This is a genomic window from Rhizobium sp. Root149 (assembly GCF_001427345.1).
Classification (GTDB): domain Bacteria; phylum Pseudomonadota; class Alphaproteobacteria; order Rhizobiales; family Rhizobiaceae; genus Neorhizobium; species Neorhizobium rhizoryzae.
The window spans coordinates 48,831-64,354 of record NZ_LMGD01000012.1 but is presented as its reverse complement, the minus strand read 5'-3'; the positions used below and the strand labels follow the sequence as shown (position 1 = coordinate 64,354).

At 58.6% G+C, this 15,524-nt stretch carries 13 protein-coding genes; 9 read left to right on the top strand and 4 right to left on the bottom strand.

Annotation, left to right across the window (positions count from 1 at the left end):
- Window positions 1-230 precede the first annotated feature (230 nt).
- Entirely contained in the window at window positions 231-542 is a 312-nt protein-coding gene (locus tag ASD54_RS07210) for a metalloregulator ArsR/SmtB family transcription factor (RefSeq protein ID WP_062553942.1), read from the top strand.
- A 243-nt stretch (window positions 543-785) separates the two neighbouring features.
- Window positions 786-2,114 (top strand): aspartate aminotransferase family protein, encoded by a 1,329-nt coding sequence (locus ASD54_RS07205; protein ID WP_062553941.1) that lies wholly within the window; start codon window positions 786-788, stop codon window positions 2,112-2,114.
- 42 nt (window positions 2,115-2,156) lie between these two features.
- Here ASD54_RS07205 and ASD54_RS07200 read toward each other — a convergent pair whose 3' ends face one another.
- Window positions 2,157-3,149: a magnesium transporter CorA family protein gene (locus ASD54_RS07200; protein ID WP_062553940.1), complete on the bottom strand. Its 993-nt coding sequence runs from the start codon at window positions 3,147-3,149 to the stop codon at window positions 2,157-2,159.
- A gap of 145 nt (window positions 3,150-3,294) precedes the next feature.
- Between ASD54_RS07200 and ASD54_RS07195 the strand changes: the two genes are divergently transcribed.
- The 3 genes from ASD54_RS07195 (at window position 3,295) to ade (ending at window position 6,878) form a co-directional block, all read left to right on the top strand.
- Window positions 3,295-3,663 (top strand): hypothetical protein, encoded by a 369-nt coding sequence (locus tag ASD54_RS07195; RefSeq protein ID WP_062553939.1) that lies wholly within the window; start codon window positions 3,295-3,297, stop codon window positions 3,661-3,663.
- Between the two features lie 304 nt (window positions 3,664-3,967).
- Window positions 3,968-5,074 carry a branched-chain amino acid ABC transporter substrate-binding protein gene (locus ASD54_RS07190; protein WP_062553938.1) on the top strand — a complete coding sequence of 369 codons (1,107 nt, stop codon included), beginning with the start codon at window positions 3,968-3,970 and terminating at the stop codon, window positions 5,072-5,074.
- Between the two features lie 112 nt (window positions 5,075-5,186).
- Window positions 5,187-6,878 carry an adenine deaminase gene (ade, locus tag ASD54_RS07185; RefSeq protein ID WP_062553937.1) on the top strand — a complete coding sequence of 564 codons (1,692 nt, stop codon included), beginning with the start codon at window positions 5,187-5,189 and terminating at the stop codon, window positions 6,876-6,878.
- A 2-nt stretch (window positions 6,879-6,880) separates the two neighbouring features.
- On the opposite strand, the gene ASD54_RS07180 is transcribed toward ade, so the two are convergent.
- Together ASD54_RS07180 and ASD54_RS26530 are read right to left on the bottom strand one after the other, a co-directional pair.
- A complete protein-coding gene (locus tag ASD54_RS07180; RefSeq protein ID WP_062553936.1) occupies window positions 6,881-8,680 on the bottom strand; it encodes a M23 family metallopeptidase in 1,800 nt (599 codons plus the stop codon).
- Window positions 8,681-8,777: 97 nt separating this feature from the next.
- A complete protein-coding gene (locus ASD54_RS26530) occupies window positions 8,778-8,915 on the bottom strand; it encodes a hypothetical protein (RefSeq protein WP_156379123.1) in 138 nt (45 codons plus the stop codon).
- A gap of 214 nt (window positions 8,916-9,129) precedes the next feature.
- Between ASD54_RS26530 and ASD54_RS07175 the strand changes: the two genes are divergently transcribed.
- A complete protein-coding gene (locus tag ASD54_RS07175) occupies window positions 9,130-10,047 on the top strand; it encodes an AraC family transcriptional regulator (RefSeq protein ID WP_062553935.1) in 918 nt (305 codons plus the stop codon).
- 110 nt (window positions 10,048-10,157) lie between these two features.
- Here ASD54_RS07175 and ASD54_RS07170 read toward each other — a convergent pair whose 3' ends face one another.
- Complete coding sequence (locus ASD54_RS07170) at window positions 10,158-11,807, bottom strand: alpha-glucosidase (RefSeq protein WP_062553934.1); 1,650 nt, start codon at window positions 11,805-11,807, stop codon at window positions 10,158-10,160.
- A gap of 181 nt (window positions 11,808-11,988) precedes the next feature.
- On the opposite strand from ASD54_RS07170, the gene ASD54_RS07165 reads away from it, so the two are divergent.
- The 3 genes from ASD54_RS07165 to ASD54_RS07155 all read left to right on the top strand — a co-directional run bounded on the left by ASD54_RS07165 (window position 11,989) and on the right by ASD54_RS07155 (window position 15,492).
- A complete protein-coding gene (locus ASD54_RS07165; RefSeq protein ID WP_062553933.1) occupies window positions 11,989-12,900 on the top strand; it encodes a sugar kinase in 912 nt (303 codons plus the stop codon).
- 107 nt (window positions 12,901-13,007) lie between these two features.
- Complete coding sequence (locus ASD54_RS07160; RefSeq protein ID WP_062553932.1) at window positions 13,008-14,057, top strand: glycosyltransferase family 1 protein; 1,050 nt, start codon at window positions 13,008-13,010, stop codon at window positions 14,055-14,057.
- 172 nt (window positions 14,058-14,229) lie between these two features.
- Window positions 14,230-15,492 carry an APC family permease gene (locus tag ASD54_RS07155; protein WP_062553931.1) on the top strand — a complete coding sequence of 421 codons (1,263 nt, stop codon included), beginning with the start codon at window positions 14,230-14,232 and terminating at the stop codon, window positions 15,490-15,492.
- Window positions 15,493-15,524 lie beyond the last annotated feature (32 nt).

Here is a 15,524-nt window from a genome sequence, read left to right as displayed (position 1 = left end):
AATCGATAATGATTAACTATTCAGATTTAACGTTTTACCTTGTCAGTTAAGCGATTAAATAGTCGAACTACCTAAAATGTCATACTTATCAGGGCCTACCGTGAGGTGTACACCTGATACGTAGAATTTAGGGATATACAATGGGTGCCTGAAGTTGGTAATTTATAGTTACATTGTTATCTCGCATTAGGAGGTAACAACGTAACTGGGGAAGACTTGAGGGAAGAAGAATGATGTCACTGTCAGAGAATTCCGCCGCGGCTGCAAACCTGCTGTCTGCCATGGCAAATCCCAAGCGACTGATGATCCTGTGCTGCCTCGTGAAGGGGGAAGTTGCGGTCGGCGCCTTGGCAACCAAGGTTGGCTTGAGCCAGTCGGCGCTGTCTCAGCATCTCTCCAAGCTTCGCGCGCAGAAGCTGGTCAACACCCGTCGCGATGCGCAGACGATCTACTATTCGAGTTCTGCCGAGTCGGTGATGAAGGTGCTGGAGACCCTCGAGTCGCTGTACACCGAAGCTGAGCCGGCAAAATCGGCTGCCTGATTTTTTTTGAGCTGCAATGACAGCGCTGACATCGGGGGATGTCGGCGTGGCGGGACGCGCACAGCGTCCCGCTTCTGTATCCAACATGAGCGCAATATTTCGAGCGCTCATTCCATAGGCGCATTCCGTCTGGTCTTGCTTGACCATTCAACAGCGATTGTTAACCTCCTCCTCCAGCCGCGACCTGTCATAGGTCAGGTCGGGAATGGCCTCCCCTGAATTGCTGGGGCCATGGAGATCCTCATGTCAAACCGCCTCACCACCGTGCCGAACGACCTGCGGGCGTTCTGGATGCCGTTTACCGCAAACCGCCAGTTCAAGAAGGCGCCTCGCCTTTTCGTCAGTGCCAAGGACATGCACTATACGACGCATGATGGCAGGCAGGTACTCGATGCGACGGCAGGTCTCTGGTGTGTGAATGCGGGCCACTGCCGTCCCAAGATCACCGAAGCGATTCGCGAGCAGGCTGGCGAACTCGACTACGCGCCGGCGTTCCAGTTGGGGCACCCGAAGGCGTTCGAGCTTGCGAATCGCCTCGTCGATATCGCACCCGAAGGTCTGGATCATGTGCTCTATACCAATTCCGGTTCCGAATCGGTTGATACGGCCCTGAAAGTTGCGATTGCCTATCATCGTGCAAAGGGGAACGGTGCCCGTTTCCGACTGATTGGCCGCGAGCGCGGCTATCACGGCGTCAACTTCGGCGGCATTTCCGTCGGTGGCATCGTCGCCAACCGCAAGATGTTCGGCACGCTGCTCACCGGTGTCGACCATATGCCGCACACGCATCTGCCGGGCAAGAATGCCTTCACCCGTGGCGAACCGGAGCATGGCGGCGATCTTGCGGCAGAACTGGAACGCATCGTGACATTGCATGACGCGTCAACTGTTGCGGCGGTGATCGTTGAACCCGTAGCCGGTTCTACTGGCGTGCTGATCCCGCCGAAGGGCTACTTGCAGAAACTGCGCGAGATCTGCACCAAGCACGGCATTCTCTTGATATTCGATGAGGTCATCACCGGCTATGGCCGCCTCGGCGCTCCCTTCGCGTCGCAATATTTCGACGTGAAGCCGGATATCATGGTGACTGCCAAGGGCCTCACCAACGGCGTCATCCCCATGGGTGCCGTCTTTGTGACGGCGGAAATCCACGACGCCTTCATGAACGGCCCGGAACATCTGATCGAATTCTTCCACGGCTATACTTATTCCGGCAATCCGATTGCCTCTGCTGCAGCACTCGCCACGCTTGATACCTACAAGGAGGAAGGCCTGCTGACCCGTGCGCAGGAGATGGCCTCCTACTGGGAGGACGGCCTGCATTCGTTGAAGGACTGCAAGAACGTCATCGATATTCGCAATATCGGACTGATTGGTGCCATTGAACTCGACCCCATTGCAGGAGAGCCGACAAAGCGCGCCTTCAACGCATTCCTCGCGGCCTATGAGGATGGCCTGTTGATCCGCACGACCGGCGATATCATCGCGATGTCGCCGCCGCTGATCATCGAGAAGCATCACATGGACGAAATCTTCGGCAAGCTGCGGACGATCCTGAACAACAATATCTGACAAGGCATGCGGGCGGAGGCAAAACCTCCGCCCGTAAAAATGTCACAACCAGCCGCGCCGCTTGAAATACAGAAACGGCAGCGCCGCAGACAGGATCATCAGCACAACCGCCCAGGGATATCCCAACTGCCACTGCAGTTCCGGCATGGCCTGGAAGTTCATGCCATAGACGGACGCAACCAGCGTTGGCGGCAGGAACACGACGGACGCGACCGTGAAGATCTTGATGATCTGGTTCTGCTCCAGATTGATCAGCCCCAACGTCGCATCCAGCAGAAAGTTGATCTTGCCGGACAGGAAGGTTGCATGATCGCCGAGCGATGTCGCATCCCGCTGCAGGAGCTTGGCCAGTTGCCGCGTTTCTTTCGTCGGCTTGCGGCTCTGCGTTTCGAGTGCTGAATGGTAGGCGACGAGCCGGGAAATGCTGACCAGGCTTTCTCGGATACTGCTGAGAAAATCACCCTTCTGGCCCAGCTGATCGATCAGCGATTGCAGGTCGCGTTCTTTCTCGCTGGATTTGGCGCTCTTTCCCCGGAACACCTCACGCGAAATGCCGTCGATCTCATTGCCCATCCGTTCCAGAACATCAGCCAGACGGTCGATGATCGCTTCGATCAGGCCCAGCATGGTTTCCTCGCCGGACGCATAGTTCTGCCCGTTGCTGCGCATGGCACGACCAGCAAACATCAGAAACGGCTTTGCTTCCGCATAACGGACCGTCACCAGCTGGTTGCCTTTGAGAATGAATGTCACCGGCGTCTTCGAAGGCGCATCGCCATCCAGATTGGTCAGCGCGGTCATGGTCATGAACTCGGCGCCGTCTTCCTGGTACAGCCGTGCGGAAAGCTCGATCTCCTCCATCTCGTCTCGTGTCGGCAGGGAAAGACCGAGCGCGGTTTCGATGAAGGATACCTCCGATGCAGAAGGCTTCAGCAGGTCGTACCATTGCGCCGGGGCTGGCTGGTCGGCAGTGCTGGCAGAAAGGTGGTCACGCAGAACAAGGCGATCTGTGTCACGCTCGTAGATACGCAGCATGGGCATGCTCCTTCACAGGCTTGATCTTGCCTGCGGGGAGCAGAAACGCTATCCGACAGGCAGGAAAAATGATGTCGATAGTCGACTGTCGGGGTCCATTTTCGGGTTCCTTGAATGAGATGAAGAACTCATCACGACCGCTCACATGCGCCCGAACTGGTCGCAGGTCAAGACGCTTTCGACCCTGACAACGGAAGGGAGTGCCGTGAAACACAATACGCGCCTAACCTTTTTCGCCCTGCCCTTTCTTTTGCTGGGAACAGGAGCCGTTTGGGCGATCGACTGGGGCAATGCAGGCCGCAGCCCGGAAGTGAAGCCGGTGCCCGGCCAGGCGCTGCCGCAGCCACCAACCGATAGATCTCAATTGCCCGATGGCAGCTTCAATTGCGACACCGTGACCCGGATGTCCTGGGAGCAGAGCCGCACGGTTGAAAGCGCCGGCACCGGCCCCCGGCAAGTCAGGCGCTGTAGCCGCGACGGATTGAGCATAGAGGTAACACCGCCCTCCAATTGATCAACGCAATCAAATTCGAATTTTCTAAATCAACCAAAAACCAGTGTCATCGGTGAAGTCCGTCAAGATCAAAGCCTACGCAGCAGGCAAATGCGCATTTTCTGCGCAGAATTTGATATTTTCTTGCTTTCGTTCCCCCGAATTTCTACAGAAGGTTGCCGCCTGAAAGCCAAAAATGGCTCGGGTGAAAGACTGCACTTCCACTCGTATTGGCGCCGGAGGACCGCCCCTTCGGGACACGAGCGCCGGAAGAGCGCGGTCGTCAGATGGGCCAGACATTGGCTCGACCCAAGGAGAAGAACTGATGAACCTCAAGACCTTGCTCACAGCAACGACGGCAGCCTGCCTTCTGATGGCCTCTACTGCTCGTGCAGATATCGTGATCGGCCTCATTGCGCCAGTCACCGGCCCCGTCGCAGCCTATGGCAACCAGGTAAAGAACGGCGCAGAAACCGCTGTCGCGGAGATCAACAAGAAGGGCGGCATTCTGGGAGAGAAGGTCGTCCTCAAGATCGCCGACGATGCAGGCGAGCCAAAGCAGGGCGTGTCCGCAGCCAACCAGTTGATTGGCGAAGGCATTCGCTTCGTCGTCGGCCCGGTCACATCCGGTGTTGCCATGCCTGCATCCGATGCGCTGGCAGAGAACGGCATTCTCATGGTCACGCCAACGGCTACGACACCCGCTTTGACGAACCGCGGCCTCACCACGGTTCTGCGCACCTGCGGACGCGATGACCAGCAGGCGGAAGTGGCGGCCAATTATGTGCTGAAGAGCCTGAAGGACAAGCGTATTGCCATCATCAACGACAAGGCGGCCTATGGCAAAGGTCTGGCGGACGCCTTCAAGGCAACGCTCAACAAGGGCGGCGTCAAAGAGGTTCTCAACGATGCCATTACTCCCGGCGACAAGGATTTCAGCGCGTTGACGACACGCCTGAAGGCTGAAAATGTCGACGTCATCTATTTTGGCGGCTACCACCCGGAAGGTGGTCTACTGGCCCGCCAGTTGGCCGACCTCGGCATCAAGCCGCTGATCATCGGCGGTGACGGCCTTTCCAACACGGAATACTGGAGCATTGGCAACAAGGCTGCGGCTGGCACCATGTTCACCAATGCTTCCGATGCGTCCAAGAGCCCGAACTCCAAGGCTGCTACCGAAGCGCTTGCCGCACGCCAGATCCCGGCAGAAGCCTTTACCCTGAATGCCTATGCAGCTGTGGAAGTCCTGAAGGCAGGCATCGAAAAGGCCAAGACCAAGGACGATGCGCAGGCTGTGGCAACGGCACTGAAGTCGGGTGAAAAGATCACGACAGCGATCGGCGACCTGACCTATGGCGAGACAGGAGACCTGACCTCCCAGACATTCGATCTCTTCAAGTGGGAAGACGGCAAGATTGTCGCTGCACAGTAAACCTGGCAATGGGGCGGTCTCCGCCGCCCCATTATCACCATCTATTCCCATCGTATTTGTCGTGAATCGGCTATAGTCTCCCCGCACTGCAAGATGACCAGGAGACAGCGAAATGCGCCTTGAGACCTATATCGATCAGGGAACAGGGCGGGAGCCCGCCGATATCGTTCTGAAGGGCGGCCATTTCTACGATCTCGTCACTGGCGAACTCGTGCAGTCGGATATCGCGATTTGCGGTGATCGCATCGTCGGCACCGGCGAGGCCTATCGAGGACAGACGGAAATCGATATCTCCGGCCAGATCGTGGTGCCAGGTTTCATCGATACCCATCTCCATATCGAAAGCTCGCTGGTCACGCCGCATGAATTCGATCGCTGCGTTCTGCCCTATGGCGTAACCACCGCCATTTGCGATCCCCATGAGATTGCCAATGTCATCGGCACCGAGGGCATCCAGTTCTTCCTCGATTCGTCGCTTGAGACGATCATGGATATCCGTGTTCAGCTTTCTTCCTGCGTACCAGCAACACATCTGGAAACCGCAGGCGCCGATCTTCCCATCGAGCGCCTCCTGCCCTTTCGACATCGTCCGAAGGTCATCGGGCTCGCGGAATTCATGAACTTTCCCGGCGTGATCCATAAGGATCCGGTCTGCATGGCAAAGCTCGAGGCTTTTCAGGGCGGCCATATCGATGGTCACGCGCCGCTCCTGTCCGGCCTTGGCCTGAACGGCTACCTGTCGGCGGGCATTCGCACGGAGCATGAATGCACAACGGCCGAAGAAGCCATGGAAAAGATCCGCAAGGGTATGCACATTCTGGTGCGGGAAGGCTCGGTGTCCAAGGACCTCCACGCGCTGATGCCCATCATCACGGAACGCCTGTCGCCTCATCTGGCGCTCTGCACGGATGATCGCAACCCGCTGGACATTGCCGAGGAAGGCCATCTGGACTTCATCATCCGCACGGCCATTGCCCACGGCGTCGAACCGCTCGCCATTTACCGCGCAGCCTCCATCTCCGCCGCACGCGCCTTTGGCCTTAAGGATCGCGGGCTGATCGCACCCGGCTGGCGTGCAGACCTTGTGGTGGTCGATAACTTGGCCAACTGCAAGGCGCAGATGGTGTTCTCAGCAGGTCGATTGGTGAACGACGAATTGTTCGCGACCCGCAAGCCGGTGGAACCTGTGGGCCTGGATAGCGTGAAGGCGCGCATCGTCAAGGCAGCGGATTTCTCCGTTCCCGCACGGCAGGAGGAGCAGCCGGTCATCGGCGTCCTGCCGGGCAAGATCATCACCGAGCATCGGCGTTTCCGCCTGCCCTCGTCGGGCAATCAGAGCACGGTGGATCTCGCCAATGATATCATTCGCGTGGCTGTCATCGAGCGGCATGGCAAGAACGGCAATCACGCCAACGGTTTCGTGCAGGGCTTTGGCCTGAAGAAGGGCGCCATCGCCTCCACCGTCGGGCATGACAGCCACAACATCTGCGTTGTCGGTGTGTCCGAGGAAGACATGGCGCTTGCCGCCAACCGGCTCGGCGAGATCCGCGGCGGCTTCGTCGTGGTGGAGGATGGCAAGGTGACGGGCGAAATCGCGCTTCCGGTCGCGGGCCTCATGAGCCTTGAACCCTACGAGACGGTTCGCGACATTCTTCATGAACTGAGAAAGGCTGCCTACGCACTCGGAACAACCCTGACGGAGCCCTTCCTTCAGGTCGCCTTCCTGCCACTGCCCGTCATTCCACACCTGAAGATATCGGATAAAGGCATGGTGGACGTCGACAAGTTTGCCCTGATCGGTTGAGGCTATTGCTTGTCGCTACCCGGGGTCAGGGCGGAGACAGCCGAGTGAGCCGCAGACGTGGCGGTTGCCCGAATGGTGCTGGCAATGGTCTCCACGCGGCCAATCTGCTGGCGGAACTCTTCCAGCGCCCTGCCCCGCAAGGTCGTGCCCGCAGGCATTTCAGCCTTGGTCGGATCCTTGTAGGTATCGCCGACGCGCAGTTCGTAATAGAGATGCGGTCCGGTGGACAGCCCGGTCGAGCCCACATAGGCAATGACTTGCCCCTGTGCCACATGGTCGCCAACCCTCAGCCCCTTCGGCGTGCCTTCGATGTGGGCATAGGTCGTGGTATATCCGCCATCGTGCTGGATGCGGATATATTTCCCGTATCCGGTTTCGGAATCAATCTTCACCACAACACCGTCGCCCGCCGCAACGATCGGCGATCCCATGGGCGCGCGATAATCGACCCCGTTGTGGAATTTGCGGGTTCTGAGGATTGGGTGCACGCGCCAGCCGAAACCGTCACCCAGCTGACCGGCGGAAACGGGCTTGTGCATCAGCGTCTTTGAGACCGATCGTCCTGCATCGTCGAAAAACTCAGGCTTTCCGCTATCGGATACGTAGCGGTAGAAACGGCGGTCCCTGCCCTTGCCCTTCAGCGTCACGGAAACAAGCTCCTGCTCGCCCTGTTCTGCTGTGCGGAATACAAAATCCAGTTGCGGCACATCGGCTGTTTTCGACCAGTGAATGCCATTGGCACGCAAAAGCTGGACGATCTGCAGGCTCACCTTTACCGGCACGTTTCTGCGCGCCAGATGCTCGATCAGCTTCGGATAATCGGCTGCAGCATCCTGCAACGCGGCAACATCCTTCGGCACGGCCTGCGCAGACCCGGACCGCGCCTCTGCCGCCTGATGCGCCAGCGCTTCTGCCACCATTCGGTCATAGGGCCGGTGATCGGTTACCAGCTGGAAGTGGCCATCATCGCAGCGCGCCAGAAGACGTTCCCGACCATCCGCCGCCAGATGACGCGCAAACAGAATTTCCGAAAGATTGGGCTGTGCAGGACGCTGGCCGATGATCAGGTCGAGCTGCTCGCCCTTGCGGACAACGTCAGCACCCAAACCAGAGGCCAGCTGGGCAAAATCCTGCTCGGAAACTCCGATGACGCCCTTGATATCGCGAAGCCGTTCCGGCTGGACAGGCAGGGAGACAATCCGCCTGACAAGCATCGCCTCCTGCGCAGGGGTCACGGTCACATTGGATTGGTCGGCGGGACGCACCGCCTTCGGTGCGTCCGCAGCATAACCGAGCCCGGAATGGCGCATCAATTGCCGGGCATCCAGCGCATCTTGGAGAACCAGATCGAAAGGATTGGCGCCCGTATCTGCAACCTGCGCGACAGCCGAAGCGCTGGAGGCAGCCGACCCGGATGCATTTTCATTCAAATCGAGAGAAATATCGAAGTAGGAGGTCTGCGACATCGAACCATCGCCCATCCGCTCCACGAGATCGAGCGTTTCCGGGCGACCGGTTCGGGGCATCCACAGCCGAGCCTTCTTCGGGCTGGTGACAGACTGCCTTCGTGTGCGGGCAAGCACAACGGGCTTTTTCTGCTCCGGCCCTGTGGGAGGAGCAACATCCGAAAGCGGCTCGAGAAGCGCGGTTGAGCTTAGAGTGACCAGAAGAGCGGCGGCGATGACACATCCGCTGTTGCGAATCCAGAACCGCCGCGCTTTCAGCCCAGGGATGTCCGGGGCAAACTCATCGCCAACGCAACTCTCATCGCGCACAGCAATTGCGCTTGCCCTTGCATCCATGTGGACTGATCCCGCCGCCGTTAAAAAGTTAAGCAGACGTTATAGTTCCGCGTGGCGAAAATGTGTCGGACCCCGGTCTCTGAACAGGAGATCGCGCTTATCCGTTCAGAAAGCGTCGGCGAAGCTCCTCATCCCGCCGCCGCTCGACGGATTTGCGATACCGCACCATGAACTGCTCGATACGCTCTTGAAGCCAGACAAGGGGGCTTTCGAGTAACCGCTGGAAATTTTGCATCTCCGTCTCCTTTCCTTGGAATATTTGCTGTGTGGCTGCACTCTGCTTATGCCAGACGCAGACAGGAAACCGGTAGACCGTTCCTCCGGCATGATTGCACAAAAATCCGAAAGGCCAGATTTGCAAAAATGCAGGACCGCGCATATATGGAAGAAAAGCGAGAGAGATCCGCGATTAAGTACACGGAAATCCGGCCATATCAGAGACAAGTCAGATGCATCAACTTCAAACGCTTGCCGATATCATTGCACGACACACCGAGAGTGACGGAGTTTTTGCAACCGAAATTCCTCGCCTGAGCCTTGTGCGCATGTCCAAGCGCACTGAGCCTATGCAAGGTGTCCAACACCCTTCGCTATGCCTCATAGCGCAGGGCACCAAGCAGGTGCTGCTGGCGGACGAAGTGTTCGAATATGGACCGGCACGTCACCTCATCGCCTCGGCAGACCTGCCAATCACCGGACAGGTGATCGAGGCGAGCCCGGAAGAGCCCTATCTCAGCATCAAGCTCGATCTGGATCTGTCGGTGCTGGGCGCGATGATGATTGAAATGCCGCCCGCGCCTGAAACCTTCACCACCGCGAAAACCTGTGGCAAGGCAATCTGCCTCAGTCGAACCGATCCACAACTGCTGGAGGCTGCCGTGCGCCTTCTGCGTTTGCTCGATACGCCGGATGACATTCCGTTTCTGGCTCCGCTTGCCGAGAAGGAATTATTGTACCGCCTGATGCGCGGGGACCAGGCGAAGAAGCTCCATCGCATGCTGATGCCGGAAAGCCGTTTGCAACAGGTCAATCGCGCCATTGCCTGGATCCGCCAGAATTATGCAAAGCCCTTCAGCGTGGACCGCGTGGCGCAGGAAGCGCGCATGAGCACATCTTCCCTGCATGAGCATTTCAAGGAAGTGACCGCCATGAGCCCGCTGCAATACCAGAAGCAGCTTCGGCTACAGGAAGCGCGCCGGTTGATCCTGTCGGAGGCGCTGGACGCGGCAAGTGCGGCCCATCGCGTGGGCTATGACAGCCCATCGCAGTTCAGCCGCGAATATCGTCGCCTGTTCGGAGCGCCGCCGATACAGGACGTATCCCGCCTGAAGACGGAGCCGGCCAGCTTTGCGCCGGCATCCGCCTAGAGCATCGGGCGAAAAAGTGGAATCCGGTTTTCCGCTAAACCGATGCGTCAACGAAAATTTAGAGCGGCGGGCCGTTTCCGATTAGTCGCCCGACGCTCTAATCTTATCCGTCAAAGCTTGGCACAAAACGCATCGAGTGCCTCAAGCTTTACGACCTTCTCTTCCAATGTCGGGGCAAAACCCGGCATCGCAAGCGGCGTCGCTGACGCAAACTGCGCAGGCAACAGGAAGTCCTGCACTGAGCGCGTCAGGTTGAACACGAAGAGCAACCGCTCATCGCCCTTCTCCCGCACGAAAGCGAGAAGATCGGCCTGCGTCTCGAGGAAGGTCAGGTCACCATCATAAAGGCTTGCATGCGCCTTGCGGAAGGCCAGCGTCTGCCGATAGTGGTGGAGAACGGAATTGGCATCCGCTTCCTGCGCATCCACCGCCAGTTTCGCATGTGCGGGCGGCACGGGAAGCCAGGTCTTGGCCCCCGGAGAGAAGCCGCCGTGCGGTGCCTTTGCCTCCCACACCATGGGCGTGCGGCATCCGTCACGACCCTTGAAGGCAGGCCAGAAGCGAATGCCGTAAGGGTCTCGCAGATCCTCGAAGGCCAGTTCCGCCTCTTCGAGACCAAGCTCCTCGCCCTGATACAGGCAAATCGACCCGCGAAGGCTGGAAAGAACGCTGATGGCGAGTTTCGCAATGCGCTCGCGCTCATCCGGCGTCTCCATGAAGCGCGTCACGTGGCGGATCACATCATGGTTGGAGAAGGCCCAGCAGACCCATCCATCGGTCACGATTTCCTGGCACTTGGACACGACACCGCGAATATGATCCGCCGTGAAACGCGGGCTCAGCAGGTCGAATGTGTAGCACATGTGCAGCTTGTCATTGCCGCTGGTGTAGATCGAGAGCGTCGATAGCGAGCGATCGCCATCGCCGACTTCGCCCACGGTGGTGCGGCAATCATACTCATCGAGTAGCGAGCGCAGCTTTTTCAGGAACTCGATGTTTTCCGGCTGGCTCTTGTCGTAGAGATGGTTCTGCATCGAATAGGGGTTGGTATCGGTCTCCAGACCCGTCGAATCGGGATCGTAGACCATGGGCGGGTTGTTCCGCAGTTGCTTGTCGTGGAAGTAATAGTTCACGGTATCCAGCCGGAAACCATGCACGCCCCGGTCCAGCCAGAACTTGACCGTCGCCAGAACCGCCTTCTGCACATCGGGATTGTGGAAGTTGAGATCCGGCTGCGAAATCAGGAAGTTGTGCATGTAATACTGCTTGCGCACACCGTCCCATTCCCAGCCGGGGCCGCCGAAAATCGACAGCCAGTTGTTGGGCGCCGTGCCATCCGGCTTCGGGTCGGCCCAGATATACCAGTCCGCGCGCGGATTGGTTCGGCTCGCCCGGCTCTCGATGAACCATGGGTGTTGGTCCGAGGTATGCGAGATGACCTGGTCGATGACGACCTTCAGCCCCAGCTTTTCGCATTCGGCCATCATCTCGTCGAAATCGGCCAGCGTGCCGAACATCGGGTCGACATTGCAGTAATCGGAAACGTCATAGCCCATATCGGCCATGGGCGAGGTGAAGAAGGGCGACAGCCAGATCGCATCAACGCCAAGCGAGGCGATGTAAGGCAGGCGTTGCGTTATCCCTTTGATATCGCCGATGCCATCACCGGTCGTATCCTGGAAGGACCGTGGATAGACCTGATAGATAACTGCGCCGCGCCACCAGTCGGGATCGCCCTTGCGTGCCGTCACTGTCGTCATGCCTGCTCGACTCCTTCAATCGTTTCATACATCCGGTAAACTAATCAGAGTACGCGAAAAGACAAAGGCAAAGCGGTGGATGTTTGGCATCAATTTCAAAATCCGCATAAAAGCAGCCCCAGCCGACTTGTCATACAGCTTCGCCCGTCCTATTCCCGGATGAACGGGTGGAGACGGCAAGATGACGAAGCGGGTTCTTTCGATCGGCGAGTGCATGGTGGAACTCTCGCAGGCGGGCCAGGGCCTGCTGCGCAAGGGCTTTGCAGGGGATACGTTCAATACTGCCTGGTATCTGCGTGCCGTGCTTTCGCAAAACTGGCAGGTAGATTACCTGACGGCGCTCGGCGACGACCCGCTGTCCGAGGAGCTGCTGGCCTTCATGCAAAAGGCCGGGATAGGTACAGGTCTCATTCGTCGCATTCCGGGCAAGACACCCGGTCTCTACCTCATTTCACTGAAGGATGGCGAACGCACCTTCAGCTACTGGCGTGATACATCCGCTGCAAGACAGCTTGCCGATGATGCCGACCATCTGCGCAAGGCGATCGAAAGCGCTGACGTGCTCTATTTCTCCGGAATCACACTCGCAATCCTCACGCCGCATGCGGCAGACACGCTTCTGTCTGAACTGCGCCGCGCGAAGGCAGTGGGCAAGCATGTGATCTTCGACCCCAATATCCGGCCTCGTCTGTGGAACGACAGGCAGCGCATGCTGGACACGATCACGGCCGGTGCCGCAGCCTCCACGATCGTGCTGCCCAGCTTCGATGACGAGGAAACGCATTTCGGCGATGCCAACGTGGCCGAAACGATTGAACGCTATCAGGCGGCGGGCGTGCAGCGCGTTGTCGTCAAGAACGGTTCGCAGGGAGCCACGGTCGCAGAAGGCTCTCAGCGCACTTTCGTGCCTGCCGTGCCTCCGGAGAAGCTGGTGGATACCACCAGTGCTGGCGATAGCTTCAACGGCGGTTTCATCGGCAGACTGCTGGATGGAACACCGCCAGCGGAAGCGGCGGCCCATGGCGCGGCGGTCGCCTCCGTGGTCATTGCCCATCACGGCGCCCTCATCGAGCCCGCACTTCTCCCCTCCTGAGACTTATGACATCACCCTGTAACAGAACGCACCGATAGAAGCATCTGTCAGGCCATATCGACACGAGTCGAACGCGGCAATTGGTCTGCTGGATCAGGGGATGCGCCATGACCAAGATCACCATCGTCACCGATGCATGGTACCCGCAGATCAACGGCGTGGTTCGCTCCATCGAAAACACGAACCGCGAACTGGCACGAATGGGCGTCGAGGTCTCCATGATCACGCCGCAGGGATTTTCCAGCATACCCTGCCCCACCTATCCGGAAATCCGGCTGTCCGTCGCGACCTATGCATCTGTTGCCCGGGCGATTGAAGCCTTCGGGCCATGTTCGGTTCACATCGCCACCGAAGGGCCGCTGGGTCTGCTTGCCAGACGCTGGTGCCTGAAGAACAACATGCCCTTTTCCACCAGCTATCACACCCGTTTCCCGGAATATGTCGCAGCCCGTTTCCCTATTCCAATCCGCTGGTTGCGCGCCTTCGTTCGCTGGTTTCACAATGCGGGCAACGGCTGCATGGTTGCAACGGCAAGCCTGGAAGGGGAACTCTCCAAACTGGGCCTTCGCAATCTGCGCCGCTGGAGCCGGGGCATCGATCATTCGCTGTTCCGGCCAATGCCGCAGGAAGCCGAGCCCTTCGGCCTTCCGCGCCCCATTTTCATGACGGTCAGCCGCCTCGCCGTTGAAAAGAACATCTCCGCCTTCCTAAACCTTGATCTGCCGGGTTCGAAAGTGGTGGTGGGGGACGGGCCGGAACGCATCAATCTTGAGCGACAATTTCCCGATGTTCATTTCACCGGCATGAAAACAGGCGAGGATCTGGCGCGGGCCTATGCGCAGGCCGATGTCTTCGTCTTCCCCTCCTTGACCGATACCTTCGGCAATACAATTCTGGAGGCACTGGCCAGCGGCGTGCCAGTGGCAGCCTATCCGGTGACTGGGCCGATCGATATCATCGAGGATGGCAGCGGCGCTGGCGCTCTCCATGAAGACTTGCACGCTGCCTGCCTTGCCGCCTTGTCCTGCTCTCGCGAAGATGCACGCCGTCTTGCGGAACGCTATTCATGGCAGGCAGCCACCCGGCAGTTTCTGGAAAACGTGCTGTCCGCCTGCCGTGCGGACAAGCTGCAGCACCTTTCGCAGGACTCGCTTTAGAAAATCCGGACGGAAGGCGAGCGCCACCAGCCTGCTATCAGCCGCGCTGAAGACCTGACGAGTAATTCTGAAACAAGCCTGTTTTTGCTGGTGAAACGGTTGCCGAACCGGGAGTTTGGCATATCGTCGCCCGTACATCGGAACATGGATCATCAGGAAAGAGCTTGCCAACATGGCGCTGAAACAATCGCTGACCACCCTCAAAGGCGCCGGCCTCATGCTCAACATCGTGATCGGAGCCGGGCTGCTGGCGCTGCCGGGAATGGTTGTGCGGGAGGCGGGTCTCCAGGCGATCTGGGCATGGGGACTGTGTGCGCTTGTGAGTGTGCCCCTGCTGCTTGTCTTCATCATCATGGGCATGCGCTTTCCTGATGCAGGAGGAATAACGCACTTCGCAAAGCTCGCCTTTGGCCGGAAGGCCTATGCTATGGCTTCAGTCATCCTGCTCGGCACCTTCCCGTTCGGCATGCCGGCGATTGCCCTGACGGGAGGTCACTATCTGGCGGAAGCCTTTGGCGGAACGCCCACGCTCTACGCAGCGGGCCTGATTGTCGCCGCAGCAGCATCTCATATTCTGTCCACCGAAATGGCCGCACGGCTATCTGCTGCCATTGCATCCATTGTGCTGGTCAGCCTGCTGGGCCTGATGGTCGTCGGCCTTGCCACGGTCGACTGGTCGGCGGGCACCCGTCATGTCGCCAGCATCGCTGAGCTTGACGGACGAATCGTTCTTGCGCCCTTCATGATGATCTTCTTCGCCTTTACCGGCTGGGAACTGGCGGCGGGCCTTTCGGAAGAGTTCAAAAACCCGGCCCGTGATTTCCCCCGGGCCATGTTCCTATCGTTTGTCGCCGCCTGTATTCTCTATTTCGGCATGGCACTGACAGCGCAGAGCATTGTCATAACCGGCTCCTATGAAGCTGCCTTCTCCTCCATCCTTGCTCATGCGGTTGGCGAAAACGGGCGCATCGTCATGGGCTTGCTGGCGGCAACCATCATCTATGCGAACCTGCTGGGGTGCATCTGGGCCGTTTCGCGCATGGTCTATGCGCTCAGTCGCGAAGGGCTGCTGCCGATACGGTTGCAGACAACGGCGAAGGGCGTTCCGCTATCCTCCGTTCTCATCATCTGCCTGTTACTTCTCTGCGTCGTGGGCGCAGATGCCTCTGGTCTCATCCATCTCGGGCTGATGCTCGAACTCGCCGCACAGAATTTCCTGCTGCTCTATGGCTTGAGCGGTCTCGCTTTGCTGAAGTTATCCCGACGCGTCTTTGATCGCCTCGCGGCGCTGCTGACAGTCGGCCTCGTTCTCGTTTTGATGATTGTGCAGGGGCAGTCGCTCTTCTACCCGCTCGGGCTGGCGCTGGCCGGAATCGTTCTCGAACGGCTCAACTCCGGTCGCCCGATCTTGCGCCAGACGATGCCTGCGGAGTGAGGGCCGAACGCCCTCACGACAATAGCGCGGTT

What these genes read in the sequence shown, in the direction of transcription:
- ASD54_RS07205 (WP_062553941.1), top strand. Translation starts at nt 786, where the DNA reads ATGTCAAACCGCCTCACCACCGTGCCGAACGACCTGCGGGCGTTCTGG.
- ASD54_RS07160 (WP_062553932.1), top strand. Translation starts at nt 13,008, where the DNA reads ATGACCAAGATCACCATCGTCACCGATGCATGGTACCCGCAGATCAAC.
- ASD54_RS07165 (WP_062553933.1), top strand. Translation starts at nt 11,989, where the DNA reads ATGACGAAGCGGGTTCTTTCGATCGGCGAGTGCATGGTGGAACTCTCG.
- ASD54_RS07190 (WP_062553938.1), top strand. Translation starts at nt 3,968, where the DNA reads ATGAACCTCAAGACCTTGCTCACAGCAACGACGGCAGCCTGCCTTCTG.
- ASD54_RS07170 (WP_062553934.1), bottom strand. Translation starts at nt 11,807, where the DNA reads ATGACGACAGTGACGGCACGCAAGGGCGATCCCGACTGGTGGCGCGGC.
- ASD54_RS26530 (WP_156379123.1), bottom strand. Translation starts at nt 8,915, where the DNA reads ATGCAAAATTTCCAGCGGTTACTCGAAAGCCCCCTTGTCTGGCTTCAA.
- ASD54_RS07180 (WP_062553936.1), bottom strand. Translation starts at nt 8,680, where the DNA reads ATGGATGCAAGGGCAAGCGCAATTGCTGTGCGCGATGAGAGTTGCGTT.
- ade (WP_062553937.1), top strand. Translation starts at nt 5,187, where the DNA reads ATGCGCCTTGAGACCTATATCGATCAGGGAACAGGGCGGGAGCCCGCC.
- ASD54_RS07210 (WP_062553942.1), top strand. Translation starts at nt 231, where the DNA reads ATGATGTCACTGTCAGAGAATTCCGCCGCGGCTGCAAACCTGCTGTCT.
- ASD54_RS07175 (WP_062553935.1), top strand. Translation starts at nt 9,130, where the DNA reads ATGCATCAACTTCAAACGCTTGCCGATATCATTGCACGACACACCGAG.
- ASD54_RS07200 (WP_062553940.1), bottom strand. Translation starts at nt 3,149, where the DNA reads ATGCTGCGTATCTACGAGCGTGACACAGATCGCCTTGTTCTGCGTGAC.
- ASD54_RS07155 (WP_062553931.1), top strand. Translation starts at nt 14,230, where the DNA reads ATGGCGCTGAAACAATCGCTGACCACCCTCAAAGGCGCCGGCCTCATG.
- ASD54_RS07195 (WP_062553939.1), top strand. Translation starts at nt 3,295, where the DNA reads ATGCGCCCGAACTGGTCGCAGGTCAAGACGCTTTCGACCCTGACAACG.